This window comes from Lentimicrobium sp. S6 (genome assembly GCF_013166635.1).
Lineage (GTDB): Bacteria > Bacteroidota > Bacteroidia > Bacteroidales > UBA12170 > UBA12170.
Genome location: NZ_JABKBZ010000035.1, coordinates 13,714 through 33,316 on the forward strand (window position 1 = coordinate 13,714; position 19,603 = coordinate 33,316).

The 19,603-nt window shown below is 35.7% G+C and carries 10 protein-coding genes; 6 read left to right on the forward strand and 4 right to left on the reverse strand.

From position 1 onward, the window contains the following. Positions 1–253: 253 nt before the first annotated feature. Together nifJ and HNS40_RS12435 are read left to right on the forward strand one after the other, a co-directional pair. Positions 254–3,799, forward strand: a complete 3,546-nt coding sequence (gene nifJ / locus HNS40_RS12430) for a pyruvate:ferredoxin (flavodoxin) oxidoreductase (protein ID WP_172281255.1) — start codon at positions 254–256, stop codon at positions 3,797–3,799. 147 nt (positions 3,800–3,946) lie between these two features. Then, positions 3,947–5,128 carry a M20/M25/M40 family metallo-hydrolase gene (locus HNS40_RS12435; protein ID WP_172281257.1) on the forward strand — a complete coding sequence of 394 codons (1,182 nt, stop codon included), beginning with the start codon at positions 3,947–3,949 and terminating at the stop codon, positions 5,126–5,128. On the opposite strand, the gene HNS40_RS12440 is transcribed toward HNS40_RS12435, so the two are convergent. The 4 genes from HNS40_RS12440 to HNS40_RS12455 form a co-directional block, all read right to left on the reverse strand. Continuing rightward, entirely contained in the window at positions 5,125–6,189 is a 1,065-nt protein-coding gene (locus HNS40_RS12440; protein ID WP_172281259.1) for an anhydro-N-acetylmuramic acid kinase, read from the reverse strand. The genes HNS40_RS12435 and HNS40_RS12440 overlap by 4 nt on opposite strands. Then, positions 6,189–7,472: a UDP-N-acetylmuramoyl-tripeptide--D-alanyl-D-alanine ligase gene (gene murF / locus HNS40_RS12445; protein ID WP_172281261.1), complete on the reverse strand. Its 1,284-nt coding sequence runs from the start codon at positions 7,470–7,472 to the stop codon at positions 6,189–6,191. The genes HNS40_RS12440 and murF overlap by 1 nt, the downstream gene beginning before the upstream one ends. A 76-nt stretch (positions 7,473–7,548) precedes the next feature. Further along, on the reverse strand, positions 7,549–9,045 hold the full coding sequence (gene gldJ, locus HNS40_RS12450; RefSeq protein ID WP_172281263.1) for a gliding motility lipoprotein GldJ: 1,497 nt from the start codon (positions 9,043–9,045) through the stop codon (positions 7,549–7,551). A gap of 29 nt (positions 9,046–9,074) precedes the next feature. After that, positions 9,075–10,085 (reverse strand): type IX secretion system membrane protein PorP/SprF, encoded by a 1,011-nt coding sequence (locus HNS40_RS12455; protein ID WP_172281265.1) that lies wholly within the window; start codon positions 10,083–10,085, stop codon positions 9,075–9,077. Between the two features lie 430 nt (positions 10,086–10,515). Here HNS40_RS12455 and porU (HNS40_RS12460) point away from each other — a divergent pair, with 430 nt between their 5' ends. From porU (HNS40_RS12460) to ispF, 4 genes are all read left to right on the forward strand, one after another. Continuing rightward, complete coding sequence (porU, locus tag HNS40_RS12460; RefSeq protein ID WP_172281267.1) at positions 10,516–14,331, forward strand: type IX secretion system sortase PorU; 3,816 nt, start codon at positions 10,516–10,518, stop codon at positions 14,329–14,331. 6 nt (positions 14,332–14,337) lie between these two features. Continuing rightward, positions 14,338–17,751: a type IX secretion system sortase PorU gene (porU, locus tag HNS40_RS12465; protein WP_172281269.1), complete on the forward strand. Its 3,414-nt coding sequence runs from the start codon at positions 14,338–14,340 to the stop codon at positions 17,749–17,751. 76 nt (positions 17,752–17,827) lie between these two features. Beyond that, positions 17,828–19,006, forward strand: a complete 1,179-nt coding sequence (porV, locus tag HNS40_RS12470) for a type IX secretion system outer membrane channel protein PorV (protein ID WP_172281271.1) — start codon at positions 17,828–17,830, stop codon at positions 19,004–19,006. 110 nt (positions 19,007–19,116) lie between these two features. After that, positions 19,117–19,590, forward strand: coding sequence for a 2-C-methyl-D-erythritol 2,4-cyclodiphosphate synthase (gene ispF / locus HNS40_RS12475; protein ID WP_172281273.1), 474 nt, complete (start codon positions 19,117–19,119; stop codon positions 19,588–19,590). Positions 19,591–19,603 lie beyond the last annotated feature (13 nt).

Below are 19,603 nucleotides of genomic sequence, written 5' to 3' on the forward strand. Positions count from 1 at the left end.
TTATTGGATTGTAAATATACAAATTATTAAGCTCCTTTTCAAAATTAAGGATGTTTTAACTATTGCCATATCAGCACTCTATATTATCGCAATCGTTTGAAATCATTATACAATCTATATCCTTTCTAAATTGCTGAAAATTAGCAATTCTTACGCGTTCTACGCAAAATTCACACTTAATTTTATTAAATTTGCATCCGCTAAAGCGGAGCACTGCTTTGGCATAAAATTGATATTTTAAATACTATATAAGATGGAAAATAAGAAAAAATTTATCACTTGTGATGGTAACTATGCAGCTGCACATATCGCCTATATGTTTAGCGAAGTTGCTGCTATCTATCCTATCACACCATCATCTAACATGGCAGAATATGTAGATGAGTGGGCAGCAGGTGGCAGAAAAAACATTTTTGGAGAGACCGTGACCGTATCTGAGATGCAGTCAGAAGGTGGTGCTTCTGGAGCCGTTCATGGTTCTTTACAAGCTGGTGCTCTTACATCAACATATACAGCTTCTCAGGGTCTACTCCTGATGATTCCTAATATGTATAAAATTGCTGGCGAATTATTACCAGGAGTATTCCATGTAAGTGCACGTAGCCTTGCTGCTCAAGCACTTTCTATTTTCGGCGACCACTCTGATGTGATGTCTGCCCGTCAAACTGGATTTGCATTCTTAGCAACTGGTGGCGTACAAGAAGTAATGGACTTAGCGGGTATTGCTCACCTTGCTTCTCTTAAAACTCGTGTACCTTTTGTACATTTCTTTGATGGATTCCGTACTTCGCACGAAATTCAAAAAGTTGAAATACTAAATAACGAAGATTTAGCTCCTCTTGTTGATCAAGAAGCCTTAGCTGCTTTTAGAGCCAATGCTTTAAATCCAGAAAACCCTGTAACACGCGGAACAGCACAAAATCCAGATATTTATTTCCAATCTCGTGAGGCTGCTAATAAATTCTACGATGCTATTCCTGACGTAGTTGAAGAATACATGCAAGAAATCACTAAATTAACTGGAAGAGAATACCATCCTTTCACTTATTATGGTGCTGAAGATGCTACAGACATTACTATTGCAATGGGTTCTGTAACTGAAACCATTAAAGAAGTTATTGACCATAAAGTGGCCAATGGTGAAAAAGTAGGCCTTATTTCTGTTCACCTATATCGCCCATTCTCTGAGAAATATTTCAGAAGAGTACTTCCTAAAACAGTGAAAAGAATTTCTGTTTTAGACAGAACAAAAGAACCAGGTGCTAATGGTGAGCCATTATACCTTGACGTAAGAGATATTTTCTACGGTGAAGAAAATGCTCCTATTGTAGTTGGTGGTCGTTATGGTTTAAGTTCTAAAGATACTACTCCAGCTCAAATAGTTGCAGTATATGAGAATTTACAATTGCCTGAACCTAAAAACAGATTCACTTTAGGTATTAATGATGATGTTACTTTCCTCTCTCTTCCTGTTGGTGAAGCTATTTCTCTAGCTCCAAAAGGAACATTTGAAGGATTATTCTACGGACTTGGCGCTGATGGAACAGTAGGTGCAAACAAAAACTCTATTAAGATTATTGGTGACAATACTGACAAATATGCTCAGGCTTATTTCGCTTATGACTCAAAAAAATCTGGTGGTTTTACTGCTTCTCACCTTCGCTTTGGCGACCAACCTATCCGCTCTACTTATTTAGTAACTACTCCTGATTTTGTTGCATGTCATGTGCCTGCATATTTGAAAAAATATGATATGCTAGCTGGCATCAAAGAAAATGGCACATTCCTATTAAATAGTATTTGGGACGTGGAAGAAACAATGAATCATCTTCCTCCACATTTCAAAAAGACTTTGGCTGAGAAAAACATTAGCATGTACATCATCAATGCTACTGAAATAGCTAAAGAAATTGGTCTAGGAAATAGAACCAATACTATTATGCAATCTGCTTTCTTTAAAGTTGCTGAGGTAGTTCCTTACGAATTGGCGGTGGAACAAATGAAGAAAATGATTGTAAAATCCTATGGAAACAAAGGTGAGAAAATCGTAAACATGAACTTTGCTGCTGTTGACAATGGTGGTGATGTTACCAAGGTGGAAATTCCTGCTGAGTGGGCAAATTTAGACATACAAGCAGAACAAGCTATCATTGACGAGAGCATTCCTGCTTTCATTAGAGACTTAGTAGAGCCTGTTAACAACCTTAAAGGTGATCAACTTCCTGTTTCTGTATTTACAGGTCGCGAAGACGGTACTTTCCCTGCTGGAACTGCTGCTTATGAAAAGCGTGGTATCGCCATTGAAATTCCTGAATGGGTTTCTGAAAACTGTATACAATGTAACCAATGTGCTTACGTTTGTCCTCACGCTGCTATCCGTCCATTCTTATTAGACGATACTGAAGCTGGAAATGTTGGCGAAGGCGTTGATTTATTAGCTGCTAAGGGAAAAGAAATAGCCGGATTACAATTTAGAATTCAAGTTTCTGCTTTAGACTGCACAGGTTGTAATAACTGTGTTGCTGTTTGTCCTTCCAAAGAAAAATCACTAGTAATGAAGCCATTAGAAACCCAAATGGTTCAGGCTGAAAACTGGGATTATATGGTTAAGAACGTTACATACAAGACCGATCGTTTCGACAAAACTAAAAATGTTAAGAATTCTCAGTTCGCTCAACCATTATTCGAGTTTTCTGGAGCTTGCGCTGGTTGTGGTGAAACTCCATATATCAAAACTATCACTCAATTATATGGTGATCGCATGACTATTGCTAATGCTACTGGTTGTTCTAGTATCTATGGTGGTTCTGCTCCTGCTACTCCTTATTGTAAAAATTCTGATGGAGAAGGTCCAGCATGGGCTAACTCTTTATTCGAAGACAATGCAGAGTATGGCTTCGGAATGTCTTTAGGTATCAATAAATTACGCGATAGAGTTGAAAAGAAAATCAATGAAGCTTTAGAGGGTGATGTTAGTGATGTTAGAAAAGCTGCTTTCACACAATGGTTAGAAACTAAAAATGACGGTGAAAAGTCTAAAATTGCTTCTGACGAATTAAAGAAAGTTCTTGCTGGTGCAGATGATGATCAAGCTAAAGAATTAATGGCTATCAGCCAGTATTTCTCTAAGAAATCTAACTGGATCTTCGGTGGTGACGGTTGGGCTTATGATATTGGATATGGCGGATTAGACCATGTATTGGCTTCTGGTGAAGATGTGAATGTTTTGGTAATGGATACCGAAGTTTACTCAAACACTGGTGGACAATCTTCAAAAGCAACTCCTACTGCTGCTGTAGCTAAATTTGCTGCTTCTGGTAAGAAGATTCGTAAGAAAGATTTAGGTATGATGGCTATGACTTATGGTTACGTTTATGTTGCTCAAGTTTCAATGGGTGCTAACCAAAATCAATTCTTCAAAGCTTTAAAAGAAGCAGAATCTTATCCTGGTCCATCTCTAATCATCACATATTCTCCTTGTATAGCTCACGGAGTAAAAGGCGGATTAACAGATACACAAAGCGTAGAGAAAGCAGCTGTAGAAGCTGGTTACTGGAGCATGTATCGTTTCGATCCAAGATTAGAAGACCAAGGAAAAAATCCTTTCGTATTAGATTCTAAAGAACCAGATTGGAGTAAGTTCCAAGGGTTCTTGATGAACGAAGTACGTTATACTTCATTGAAGAAAGCCTTCCCTAAAGATGCTGATGCATTATTTGCAGCTTCTGAGGATATGGCAAAAAGACGTTTAAACTCTTATAAACGTATGGCTGCTATGGACTATTCAACAGAAGAATAAACCATCTTCTGATTATATAAAAGCCCCGAAGTCCTATTGAGCTTCGGGGTTTTGTTTTTTATCGGTTCCTCTAGATCAAACTCCATACCTAAACGAGAAAACAATATATTTGCCGAAATATTAAAACTAAAATTAAGGTACGTTATCATGAATATTTCAAATTGCATTAATAAAAGCATATTTTCCTTAGGTTTATTCAGCCTGCTACTAATATTCCAAAGCAAAGCCCAAGAATCAAATTCCTATTACGAAACCATAGTTGAAACCATGGATTTAGACATTTTGGAGGTCAACCTGCAACAACATGTTGATTTTGGCTCAAAAGAGCCAGGCACAGAAGCTTTAGTTAATTCTTTCAATTGGATAAAATCTAGTTATGAGGAATGGGGATATGAAGACATTAGCATTGATACCTTTAGCTATTCTGGGAATGAATGTTATAATTTAATCATCACTAAAACCGGAACTCATTATCCCAATAAATATGTGATTATTGATGGGCATTATGATACCAGAAATGGCCCTGGGGCCAATGATAATGGAACAGGAACTGCTATTGTAATGGAAATAGCGAGGATGCTAAAAGATATTGATACCCAATATTCTGTTCGCTTCATTCATTTTAGTGCTGAAGAAGTAGGACTTGTCGGGAGTAATCATTATGTAAACCATGTGGTTGTTCCTGAATCACACAACATAAAATTAGTGTTTAATATTGATGCCGTTGGTGGCGTAAATGGAATGACCAATGACATTATTGTATGTGAGAGAGACGAGAGCGCTCCTAATAGTAATAATGCGGCTTCTGCAGCTATTACTGACACGCTCTCTAATTTGATGGAATTATATTCAAGTTTAAATACTGAAATCAGCTATGCCTATGCAACCGATTATGTTCCTTTTATGGAGGAAGGATATGTAATTACAGGACTTTATGAATACAATGAAACTCCCTATGCCCATACTCCAAATGACAATATTGAGCATATGGATATGGAATACTTTAAAGAAGTAGCTAAAGGATCGCTTGGAGCTAGCTTATATTTTACTGGTGCTTATGAGTCGACAGGAGTTGAGGATATTGAAGAAAAAGAATTATTAAGCATTTATCCAAATCCAGTTACTCATGTTTTAAATGTTAAGATTACAAATACTGATCATGCTCAGCAATTAAAAATCATAAATCAACAAGGACAAACCATTATGATAGAAGAAATCAAAATGAATACCAAAATTGATTTCAGCCAGCTCCCTAATGGCTTATATTTCTTAGTGATGGAAACTGAAAATGGAGAAAAATTAGTAAGAAAAATCAACAAAATAGGCTAAACACCTTTATAGAGCGCCCCACTAATACTGTCTCGTTTTGCCCCAGTTACTTTATTTAAGATATTGGGTTGTTCTCGAATTCTTAAAACACCCAAGAAAGCAAATATCAAAGCTTCTTTCATTTCGACGAGTATAGGGTCTGGAATCACAATCTCTAAAGATATTTTCGCCCTAATTCTTTCTATTAAGAAAGAATTATAGGCCCCACCTCCAGTAATTAAAACTTTTCCTGAATTTATTTTTGAGGAGGCCAAAGAATAAGCTATTTGGTCTGCGGTATGCTCCACTAGTGTTCTCAATAAGTCTTCATCAGAAATATTAGTTGACAAGCAAGGCCAGAAGCACTCGTCCACCCATTCTCTGCCTAATGACTTTGGCCCGTTATGCTGATAGTAATCGAGCTGATTGAGTTTATGGAGGAGTTCATGAACCAACTGACCATTTCTTGCTATTTTACCATCTTCATCGTATTCTAAGCCCTGTTTACGGGTAATCTCATTCATCACAATATTCACTGGACAAATATCGAATGCATTAATATCATCAACACCACCAAAAGAAATATTTGAAAACCCTCCAAGATTTAATCGAGCTAAGTATTTAGAGAACAATAAAGCATCACCAATGGGAACCAAAGGTGCTCCCTGCCCTCCTCTAGCTACATCCATGCTTCTAAAATCATTAGCTACCAATAGACCAGTTCGACTAGCTATAGCTGAGCCATCACCAATCTGGCTAGTAAAACCTAACTCTGGTTGATGAAAAACAGTATGCCCATGAACACCAATGACATCTACCTCAAGCCGATGACTTTTAATAAAAGCATCTACTTTCTTCCCCATATAGTGACCAAAGTCCACATGAGTTCTTGCAAATTCAAATGCAGAGGCTTGGGCTAAATTGGATAGTTTATTTTGCCATTTTTTTGAATAGGGTATTTCGATATAATCACCGAACTGATAAAACCAGTTATTTCCATCAAAGAAAAATTCAGCAAAGACAATGTCCAAACCATCCAAAGAGGTTCCTGACATGACTCCAATGGCATTATACCTCTCCATTATAATAAAACTTCTTTTAAAACCTCTAATTTAATACCTCTGGAACCTTTTAATAGGATTTTATAACTTTTCACCCCCTGGATCATCAGATATTGTTTTGCTTCCTCACTAGTTTTGAAAAAATTAAATTCAGGATAATATGCTTCGAATTGGAGAAAAGCATCACCCACAAGCAATGCTATATCAAATGAATACTCTATTAAATCATTTAAAACCTTTAAATGTTCCACTTCTTCAAATTCACCAAGTTCAAGCATATCGCCAAGAACCACCATCTTATTTGGGAAGTCCACATTTTTAAAAAACTGTAAGGCACCCTTCATACTATCTGGATTGGCATTATAAGCATCCATAATCAATTCATTATTTTCCCCCTTCTCTATTTGAGATCTATTATTCGATGGCATATAGGATTCCAATGCATGGACAATTTTTTCTTGAGGAATTTTGAAATATTCACCAATTGCTATGGCAGCTGCTGCATTATATAAATTATAATTACCAAATAAATGTGTTTCAATTTTAAACTTGTTCCACTCAAATACTAAAGAGACGTTTGAAGCACTTAATTCGACTTGAGTTTGAGAACTGGAACCAATACCATATGTATTTCTTCTTAAAGCGGTTGAAGAATCCATCAAAACCTCATCATCTGCATTAACAAAAACACAGCCCTTTACTTTTTCTACAGCACGGTACAAAGCCAATTTTGTGGTTTTTATATTCTGATAAGAACCGAAACCTTCTAAATGTGCATGACCAATATTAGTGATGACGCCTAAGTTTGGCTTGCAAATATCGCACAACTCAGCAATCTCACCCAAATGATTGGCCCCCATTTCTATGATGGCCATATCATGCTTGGCATTTACCTTCAACAAGCTTAAAGGAACACCTATATGATTATTCAAATTGCCTTTAGTATAAGAAATATTGAAATGTGAGGATAAAACAGCAGCCAGTAACTCCTTTGTGGTGGTTTTCCCATTGGTTCCGGTGATTCCAATAACCGGAATATCTAGTTTATCACGATGAAAAGAAGCCAATTCTTGCATTGTTTTAAGACTATCTTCTACCAATATCATTCTACTTTGGTTAGTAAAATACTTCTCATCATCTAAAACCACTATTCGAGCACCTTTTTCAAGCGCTTGAAGAGCAAATTTATTGCCATTGAAACTCTCACCACTTAAGCAGAAAAACAACTCTCCTCGTTGTAAACTTCTGGTATCGGTAGAAACACCGGAGGATTCTATAAATTGTTCATATAATGTTTCTATCATCATCATGAAATAAAAAAAGTCATTTTGAAACCAGTCGAAACTTTCTCAAAATGACCTTTATAATAAATATTATCTTTTATTTGCGACCTGACATAGGGCTACCTACTCGATTCATAGCACATCTAAATCCAATAAAGTTAGTCGCTTCTGTTTGCTCTAAGAACCTACGAGATGAAGGACTTAAATAGTAAGCAGGATCTTTCCAACTACCACCTTTATATACACGAACGTCATCATTAATCATGGTTGAATTTCCATAATCATACATTAAACCTGTTGCCGTTTTTGTTTGCAATGAATCTGGCATATTCAACCAAGTTTCGTCACTTCTCACAGAAGAGGTAAAGTCTCCATCTAAATAATTTATATTATCAGATTTTCTATAATTTTTTCTTCCTTCAGCCTCTTCAATAGTGATATCTCTGTATTTTATTCGACCTAGGCTATCTTTTTGAGCAATAAAACCATCTTGGTCAGTCACCTTAGTTTGGAATACATTACCACGATAACCAGCTAAATCATCAATATCATCTAAACTTTGAGGACGATATACATCAAGCACCCATTCACTTACATTACCACCCATATTATAAAGACCATAATCATTAGGGAAATAGGTTCCAACTTCTGTAGGGATATCTGCACCATCATTTAAAGCACCTGCAACTCCCATATAATCACCACGACCTCTTTTGAAATTGGCTACAAATCCACCATAATATTTCTTATCAGAAGTACGTGTATAATTACCATTCCAAGGATAAGTTTTTCTTTGGCTGATTCTTTCATACAAAGTGTTCTCAATTAATCCTAAAGCCGCATATTCCCATTCAGCTTCTGTAGGAAGTCTATAATCTGGGTACAAAACACCGTCTTCCATTTTTACTATTCTAGTACCATCTCCATTAGGGTTTAAATTTTCTGGTGGCTCATTTACTAAACCTTCGTATTGTCCAGACAAATATGCTTCAGTATTAAAATTATTTTCATCCTGTTGATCAATATCCATATCTAGAACCTTATTACTGATCAACCTAAGTTCATTTACTCTATCCGTACGCCATTTTGCATAATCATTAGCTTGTAACCAATTTACTCCAACTACAGGATAGTTTTTATAAGCGGGGTGACGCAAATAATTATCCACTAACGGCTCATTATAACCAAGTCTAGATCTCCAGACTAAAGTATCGGGCAAAGCTTTACGTCTAACTTCAGGATAGTTAACACCATACACTCTCTTCAACCAATATAGATACTCCAAATAATCGACATTGGAAACCTCTACCTGATCCATGTAAAAGGAGCGAATAGTTAATCGACGAGGATAGTTATTAGTATTAAAAACTACCTGGTCTTGTGTTGTTCCCATTACAAAAGTACCACCTTCAATTAACACTAATCCTGGGCCAGGTTCTTGCTCAACAAAATCGCTAACCTCAAAACCGCCATTTTCAGCATCATTATAATTCCAGCCAGTAGTCTGAGAACCTTCAGATCCTCCACAAGAACTAAAGGCGATGATGATCATCGCCGCTGAAACTAAGCCTATTGTTTTTCTAAGACTATACATTATATAAATTCATTTTTGTTATTTCATCATTAAAAGCTAGGCGAAGGTATCGCATCCAGTCTTGTTCTTCTGGAACGATACTGCGACCCAGTATCAAAGGTATAACCCAGAGAAATCTCATGAGCTCCACCTGTAGCATTTTGCAATTTAGATATGGTTATATCGTAACTATATCCAAATTTAAGATTTTTATATTGGAATCCCAATAAAGCAATAATGGCATCTGCATTAGTCACATCATGACGATACCACATACCAAGAACGAAAGGATTCTTATTTAAGTATACTCCAAAATTAATTTGCTGGAAATTTTGCTGCTGTTGATAGATAATATTTGGAGAAACTGTGATACGATCATAACTTGCTCCACGGTACCTTTTATTACGTAAATCGATAACAGCACCTGCATGAACAGTAACTTTCATATGAAGCTTACTCAATTTATCATCGTAGAAACCATTTGCTGGTTGAGTTATGTGATCAACAGCTACACCTCCAAAGAAAATATCTTTAAAAGTATAAACCGCACCCGCACTAAAATCGACGATACTTTTACTTGTTGAAGATGGCTGTGTTTCTTCAGTTTCAAAAACCAAACCTCTTATGGGATCATACTGGTCTCCAAAAGTAAGAGAATTCCAGTCTAAGCGGCCTTGAAAAAAGCTAGCTTTAACACCAAAATTCACAAACATTTCTCGGTTTATTTTCAGCCTATAACTATATAAGGCGCTCACTCCTCCGCTTACCAAAACCCCTTGTCCAGCTCTATCTGTCATGAAAGAAATACCAATTCCACTATTGATGGATGGCATATATTGATCATAGGAAGCTCCATAGGTAACAAAGTTAGCATCAAGAGAAGGCCATTGATTTCTATAATTCATGGTTAATCGAGGTGTCAATGCAGATCCAGCAAGCGCCGGATTGAGGTATAATGGGTTTGCATAAAACTGCGAAAAATGAGGGTCTTGCGCCTGTGAAACCCCAGTAAGGGCAACCATTAGCAAGGTGAATAAGATTTTCGTTAGTCTGTTGTTCATGTGGTCTATCAAATTAGAACAGGTTCTGTCGTTAAAGAAAACAATATTACAAATTATTTTTTGATTGATAAAGGTTTTTAGATATTTCTATAAATAGCCTTATAAATCCTTTACTAATCATTATACTAAGTTGCCATTTTTTTGTTTCATTTGCACTTTGAAACATTTTAGTTTTTTTTTTAAAAGAACCAAGTTTAGTTAATAATTGCTAAATTTTTGCAAAACAAATTTAAGCAAAAACAAAACAATACTCAAGTAAAATTATTTTGTTAATTTATTACTAACTGACAACAAAAAAAGGATTAGAGTTGTCTATATCATAAATCTCTTTTTTTGAGTATGTATAATAAAAAACTATAAAAGGCGTTTTCAAAAATAAGGAACAGTATATTGAGTTCCATTTTAACTTAAAAAACAAAAAATTAATTTTATGATAATGAAAAATAGCTTTATCATTTTTTTATCACTTATTTTCTCTCAAATTTTGTTGGCGCAATCTATAACAAAACACATTGAGATTGAATGGGAACAAGCTTCAATTGAGAATGCCATCTTCCACCCTACATTATTTTTCAATGGTGCTAAGGATATGAGCAATACTGGCCTAATTCCATATTACAGCATTGACATTTCTTTGGAATCAAATGAAACAGTTAATCAAGTATTCCTAACAAATATTATTGAAAATTCTCAAACTGTAGAATCCTCTACGTTCCAGAATCTAACTACAGAATTAACAAAAGACTATCTAGTAAAATTTAGAATTATTGACAAAGGGACTAATAAAGTTGCTCGAATATCTTTTCCATGTCTTTCTAAGAATTCACTTCCAAATGTGGTGAATAGATTATCATCTTTCGATTTGAAATATGAGAAAGAAACCATTGAAAACCCAACCACCAAATCAGTTGATAATACATTCGCTACTGAATCAGCAATGAAGGACGGGAAATGGTTTCAGTTTAAATTAAGCCAAAATGGAATATACAAAATCTCTTATGAACAAACCACCAGTTCTGGAATTGATTTTTCTGGTTTCACCTCCTCCAATATTAAGGTATATGGTTTTGGTGCCATGTTAGACGAGTCTAATGCCACTTATAAACACCCAGATATTCCAGAAGTTGCTATAAAAATGATTGATGGAGGCGATGGGAGTTTTGATGCCGGTGATTATTTATTATTTTATGGAGAAGGTCCAGATAACTGGACCTATGATGCATCAAATGAATCATTTCACCATAGATTGAATATTTACGCTCGAGAATCATTTTATTACTTGGTATTAAGCGAAGGAAATGGAATTAGAGTAACAACCCAGTCCAACTCATCTAGTGCTAATGCAAGTGTCTCTACCTATACCGATTATGATTTTATAGAAGATGAAACCTATAATCTAATCAACTCTGGTAGAAGATGGTTTGGTGACAAATACGAATTTGTGAAAGACTACACCTATAATTTCCAGTTTGACAATATTGTTTCCGGCTCTTCAGTTTATATTAATTCTGTATTTGCTGCTCGCTCTACTACTCCCAGTCGTTTCACGGTAAAAACTTTAGGAGAAACTAAATCTACAAGCATCTCTGCCATTCCTTCTGGCAGTTATCCTAGCTATGCGGTTGGAGGTGATATCGAGTGGAGTTTTTCACCCTCTACTACTCCATCCGCTATATCCATTGATGTTAATTATAATCAACCCTTGTCAGGAAGTGTAGGTTGGCTAGACTATATTGAAATAAATGTGGAAAGAAAACTAATCTATAATGGGAATCAGCTTTTATTCCGCAATAAAGATTGTATAAAAGAAGGTCAAATTACAGAGTTTAAAATGCAAACTGAAAAAGCTAATCATATGGAAATATGGGACATTTCAAATCCTGTATCTCCTAAAAATATCAACTTTACTTCCACCTCTACAACCTTAAGTTATAAGGTTCCAACTGATGGTTTAGTGGAGTTTATTGCTTACGAACCAGGCACTGCTCTTCAAGCTACATTCAACAAAGAAATTCCGAATCAAAATCTACATGCAGAGATTAATCACGATTATATCATCATCACACATCCTCTATTTATTGAACAAGCCAATGAGTTGGCCGATTTCCATAGGGAGAATAGCGGATTAGATGTTTATGTAACCACACTCGAACCCATTTATCATGAATTTAGTAGTGGAAGACAAGACATTAGTGGCATAAGAGATTTTGTAAGAAGCGCCTATGAAAATTCTTTGATTGATCATCAACTGAAATATTTATTACTTTTTGGCGATGCCAGTATGGACTATCTTCTAAGAGAAGAAAACAATAACAATATGGTTCCAACCTGGGAGTCCTACGAAAGTTTCAATCCAATTTATTCTATTGCAACAGATGACTTTTTTGGTTTTATGGATGAATGGGAAGGTGGTGATATTATTAATGGTGAAATTGATCTTGGAATAGGTAGGTTTCCAGTAGTTAGCATTGCCGAAGCCCAAGACATGGTTGATAAAGTAAAACACTATAGAAGCTATAGTGATGAAGTCATGTCAGATTGGAGAAATACAATTTGTTTTATTGCTGACGACGAAGATGGAAATTTACACATTCGAGATGCTGATAGATTAAGTAAGTTGGTTGATACGATATACCCTACTGCTAATCTTGACAAAATTTATGCTGATGCATATATACAAGAATCTACACCAGCTGGACAAAGATATTCCAAGGTAAATGAAGCCATTAATGAACGAGTGGATAAAGGTGCCTTAATTATAAGCTATACAGGCCATGGAGGAGAAGTGGGATGGGGTCAAGAGAGATTCCTAGACATGCCAGATATAGAATCGTGGACTAACCAAAATAGACTACCAGTCTTTTTAACTGCGACTTGTGAGTTCTCACGTTATGACGACCCTGCTAGGGTTAGCGCTGGTGAAAGAATATTCCTTAATAATAAAGGGGGAGGAATCTCATTGTTTACTACCTCGCGGGCTACTTTTGCTGGTTCAAATTTTATTGTCAGTACGAATTTTTATAAAGCAGCACTCCAAAAACAACATGGTGAATATTTAAGAATGGGTGACATCCTAAAATCAACAAAATTGGCTAGTGGCAGTGGAGTTAACGTAAGCAAATTTGTTTTACTAGGCGATCCTGCTTTAAAAATCTCCATCCCCGAAAACTATTTACAAGTAAACTCCATCATTAATAACAACACAGGTTCTGAAACAGATACTATTAAAGCTTTATCAAATATTACAATCAAAGGCGAAGTACTTGATGCCAATGACAATCTCTTATCAAATTATAATGGTGATATTTATCCAACTATTTATGACAAGCCTACCCCTGTTAGCTCATTAGCAAACGACCCTGGAAGTTCTGTTTTCGAATTCGAACTGCAAAAAAACATATTGTACAAAGGAAAAGCTGATGTGGTTAATGGCAAGTTTGAATTCACATTTATTGTTCCTAAAGACATCGCCTATAAATATGGTGAAGGAAAAATTAGTCTTTATGCTGAAAATAACGAAACAGATGCCAGTGGCTTCGACAAAGAAATCATTATAGGTGGTTTTGAAGAAAACTCAACTGAGGATGATGATGGACCAGAAATCCAACTATTCATTAATAATATTAATTTTGTGAATGGCGGAATCACTAACGAAAATCCGATATTATTAGCATTTGTAAATGACGACAATGGTATAAACACCACCGGAAACGGAATTGGGCATGATATTACTGCAACATTAAACAATGATGGCACTAATGTGAAAATCCTCAACGATTATTATTTAGCAGATGCCAATAGTTACAAAAGCGGAGCCATTTCATTTCCATTTTTTAATATTCCAGAGGGCAATCATACCATTGAACTAAAAGTATGGGATATTTATAATAATTCTTCCAAAGCTAGTATCGACTTCGTGGTAGCTTCTTCTGGCAGTATGGCCTTAGAACAGCTTTTTAATTATCCGAATCCTGTTTATGACTACACTACCTTCTCCTTTGAGCACAATCAAGCTAACGGAGACATGAATGTACTAATTGACATTTATAGTATAGATGGTAAACTTGTCACTCGTTTGGAAGAAAATTTCTTTACTGATAGTTATAGAAATAATGAAATAAAATGGGATGTAACCGATGAAATGGGAAACAAAATCTCCAAAGGGATTTATGTTTACAAAGTCTTGGTTCGATCTGAAAATGGACAAGAAGCAACAAAATCAAATAGGTTAGTCGTTATAAAATAATAGAAAATGAAACAAATTTATACGTTCTCATCAATAAAAATATTCATACTGGTTTTGTTTACAGGCTGGTATATCAACTCTTCTGCTCAATCAGTCTTAGCAGAAGGCCAATGGTATAAAGTAGGCATTGAAAAGGATGGAGTTTACAAGCTAAGTTATCAAGACTTCATAGATATGGGATTTGATGTCACTTCAATAAACCCTGATTATATTCAAATCTACAGTAGCCTAGAGGGAGTTTTACCTGAGCCCAACGAAATAGAAGTTTCCAATTCATTAACAGAAAATGCCATTTGGGTAGAGGATGGTAAAGACGGAAGTTTTGACGAAGGTGATTATGTCGGATTTTATGCTAAAACTGCGGATACTTGGGAATATGATAAAAGCATCCTAATGTTTGCTTATACCCATCACCCATATGCCGATCTCAACTATTATTATATCACAGTCAGTAGCAGTGAAGGATTAAGAATTCAAACTGAAATAAGCAGCTCTGCAGAACCTATTAAAACAGTTACTGACTTTCTAGATTATCAAGTTCATGATGAAAATTTATTCAATTTTGTGAAATCTGGTAGAGTATGGTACGGTGAATCTTTTGATAAAAACGAAACTTTAAATCTTGTCTTTGACTTTCCTAACTTCAATAATGAAAAGTCGGTGAAAGCAAAAATTTATGCTGCAAACCGTTCTTCAGCTAGTGCCAAATTATTTATCGACCCTCTAGGTGCTGAAACGGTAGAATTCAACCTTCCAGAACCTATAGGAAGCCATACCATGGCCGCTATCGATGATAAAAAATTCACTTATCAAACTGATGAAAATAAGGTCGCATTTAATATTACTTATTCTAAACCAAATGCTAACGCCGATGCTTGGCTAGATTATATTGAAGTTTCAGCCTACAGAAACCTAGTGATGCACAACCACCAGATTGCCTTTAGTTATTTTGGTTTTCAAAGCATAAGCAAAGTTTATGAGTTTAAAATTGCTAATGCCAATTCCAATACCAAAGTTTGGGATATTAGTGATGCCTATGCTCCAAAAGAATTTACATATACTCATATGACTGATGACAGTCTGATATTTAAGCACGATCTTGTTGGGAACAAATATTATACAGCATTCGATTTTGAAGGTTTATTGACACCTCAATTTATTGGTGAAGTTAGCAACCAAAATCTAAAGGGAATCTCTCCATTTGACATGGTTATCGTAACAGTTGATGAGTTTCTGGAACAAGCACAGAGACTGGCAGATTTCCACATGGAAAAAGACGACCTAAATACTATTGTATTAACAACAGAACAAATTTATAATGAGTTTTCTTCTGGAAAACAAGATCCAACAGCCATCAGAAACTTTTTAAGGTATCATTATAACAACAATAGCAATCCTGATGACAAACCTCAATATCTATTGCTTTTTGGTGATGCCTCCTACGATTATAGAAATGTGTTGCCCGAAAACACAAATATCGTTCCAGTATACCAGTCACATGGAAGTATTTCATTAACTAATACCTTTAATACCGATGATTATTTTGGTATCATGGGAGAACCAGACGGTGATTCTGCTTTAGGAGAAATACAAATTTCAATTGGAAGGTTTCCTGTAAACAACCTAGAGGATGCCACAGTAATGGTAGACAAAACCATTCATTATGCAACAAACATGAAACCTCAGATGGGTGATTGGAGAAATAAGGTTTGCTTTATTGCCGATGACAAAGACAGTAATTTGCACTTCAATGATAGTAATAGGCTTGCAGATACCTTTCTAATTGCTCATCCAGAATTTAATGTTGACAAACTATTTCTCGACAGTTATGTTCGCCAAAGAACAACAAATGGATATAGGTACCCAGATGTAACTGATGCCATTAATAGAAATGTAGAAGAAGGAGTACTATTCTTTAACTACACTGGCCATGGAGGTCATATCGCATTAACAGATGAAAGAATCCTTCAAATTCCAGACATTATCAGCTGGAAAAATTATGATAAATTAGGCGTTTGGATAGTAGCCAGCTGTGAATTTGGTCCTTTTGACGATCCAAGTCATGTATCAGCTGGAGAGCACGTGGTTTTAAATCGATTTGGGGGCGGAGTAGCACTATTTACCACCACTCGTTTGGCTTATGCTTCCTATAATTTCAGATTAAACGAAAAATTTCATGAAATCGCATTCTCCAGAAAAGAGGATGGTTCTCATTATAGAATGGGTGAAATCATCAAATATGCTAAAAATGAGAGTGGGAATAAAGAAAGAAATCTAAATTTCGTATTACTGGGTGACCCTGCATTAAAAATGGCTTACCCTGAGTATAATGTAGAAACAACCCACATCAACGGACAAGATGTGAACGAAGGTTCACTAGACACCTTAAAAGCTCGCCAAACTGTTCATGTAAATGGAAAGGTAACTAATTCTAGCCACCAAACAGCCACTGATTTCAATGGCCTTGTGGATGTTAAAGTATACGGGAAAGCTTCTAGCTATTCTACATTAGCAAATGATTCGGAAAGCTATAAAGCCACTTTTAAGGTTATCGATCATTTGATTTACAAAGGACAGGCACGTGCAAAAGATGGTGAATTCGAATTCTCATTCGTGGTTCCTACTAATATACCCTCCTCTTTTGGCAATGGTAAAATTAGTTATTATGCTACAGATGAATTGGACGAAGAGCATTATTATGATGCAAATGGCGGTTTTATAGACTTCATTGTTGGTGGAGTTGACCATACTATTGAAAATGATTTACAAGGACCGGAGATTAATGTTCATTTAGATACCTATCAATTTAAAAGTGGAGATCCAACCACCACTGAACCTTTGATGATGGTTGACTTATATGATGAAAATGGGATCAACAATATAGAATTAGGCTTTGGAAAAGAGATAAAAGCCAGTATCGACAATCAAGAAAATCTATATTTAAATGATTATTATCAAGCTATTGACAACTCCTATAAGGAGGGTAGAATAGAATATAATTTAAACGATTTGGATTATGGAACACACGAACTCACTGTGAAAGCATGGGACATGTATGATAATGCTTCTAGCAAATCCATTTCATTTATTGTTATTGCTTCACGGTCTATTGCAATTTCAGATGTTAGCAACTATCCAAACCCATTCATTGATTATACAGAGTTTGTTTTTAATCATAATCAACCTGATGAAACTGAATTATTAGTTAAAATTTTCTTATATGATATTAGTGGAAAACGAATTTGGACCTATCAACAAGAGGTGACCGTACTCGGTAACAGCATTGAACCTATTGCCATTACTACTGGTGATCAGGCTGTTTCAAGTCTTAAAACGGGATTATATACCTATATCCTTGAGGCAACCAATAGCAAAGGTGAAAAAGTACATCAAAAACAAAAATTGGTAGTAGTAAAATAAACATCTAATAAATTCGTTACCTTTGCACGCTTTTAGCATAATTAATAAAATTTAGAGTATAAAATTAAACACTATAATGAAAAAAGTATTAAGCATCTTACTGTTAGCTACAGTGATTCTAGGATTGAATCAGACGACTTTTGCACAAGAGACCGGGGCTGAAAGAGAATGGGGAACCATTACCACAGCTGTTCCGTTCTTAATGATTGGCCCAGACGCCCGTTCAGGTGGTATGGGTGATGTTGGTGCAGCTACTACACCCGATGGAAATAGTATTTATTGGAATGCTTCAAAATTAGCATTTGTTGAAAATTCAGTTGGTTTTAATGTATCCTATGTGCCATGGCTAAAAGGATTGGTAGATGATATTGGACTAGGATATGTTTCAGGTTATGGTAGAATTAATGATAAATCAGTGGTTTCGGCCTCTTTAAGATATTTTTCTTTAGGTAGTATCACCTTTACCAATGACGAAGGTGTATCTCAAGGTACTTACAAACCAAATGAGTTTGCAGTTGACGTAGCCTATGCCAGACAATTAAGCAAGAACTTTTCAGCTGCTGTAACAGGTAAATTCATCTACTCTAACCTTACTTTAGGACAAGATGTTGGTGGCGTTGAATCTCGTGCAGGTACTTCAGTTGCTGCTGATGTTACTGTTTTTTACACTAAACCTTTACGTTTTTCTCAGGGTCGTCGTGGAACTTGGGGCCTTGGTGGTGGTATTTATAATATTGGTAATAAGATTTCTTATACCAGTTCTACTGAAAAGGATTTCATCCCAACAAATTTAAAAATTGGAACAACCTTCTCTATGGATTTAGACGATTATAACTTCTTCTCCTTAAGTTTAGATTTCAATAAGCTTTTGGTTCCAACTCCTCCTGTATATTATAAAGAAGGTGACAACATACCTGAAGGTTCTGAAGTAGGTGATTTAGTTCCTCCTTACAAGGATAATAACGTATCTCCATTACAAGGTATGATTCAATCATTCTACGATGCTCCATTCAAAGAAGAATTACAAGAAATAAATATTGCTGTTGGTGCTGAGTATTGGTACGACAAGCAGTTTGCATTACGTGGTGGTTATTTCTATGAGTCTCCAAGCAAAGGTAATCGTCAGTATTTCACATTAGGTGCTGGTTTACGTTATAATGTATTTGGATTAGATTTCTCTTATCTCATCGCAACTAACCCTAATAACCCTCTAAAGAATACTTTGAGATTTACTCTTACTTATGATATTGAGTAAAAGAAGTACTTAGAGTACTTAAAGTTCAAAAACATATAGTGGCTGTCTTTTAGATGGTCACTTTTTTTATGTCTGAAAAAATTAATTTTACCTTTGCAAAAAACAATAGCATGAGAATAGGAACAGGATTCGATGTACATCAATTATCAGAAGGATATAAGCTCATCTTAGGTGGAATAGAAATCCCTCACAATAAAGGCTGCGTAGGTCATTCTGATGCTGATGTATTGATTCATGCCATCTGTGATGCATTATTGGGTGCATTGGCTTTAGGAGACATCGGACAGCATTTTCCGGATACTTCTGAGGAGTTCAAGGGAATTGACAGCAGAATTCTATTGAAAAAAGTAAACGAGCTGGTGAGAAAACAAGGATACGAGATTTCAAATATAGATTCTACCCTTGCTTTACAAAAACCAAAAGTAAAACCCTATATCCCGCAAATGAGAGCCGAACTCGCTAAAGTTCTCGGAATTGAGATAAATCAGGTCTCTGTTAAAGCTACAACTACTGAAAAATTGGGTTTTGAAGGACGTGAAGAGGGGGTTAGTGCGCAGGCTGTATGTATACTCTTTAAGAAATAACACAATATATCAC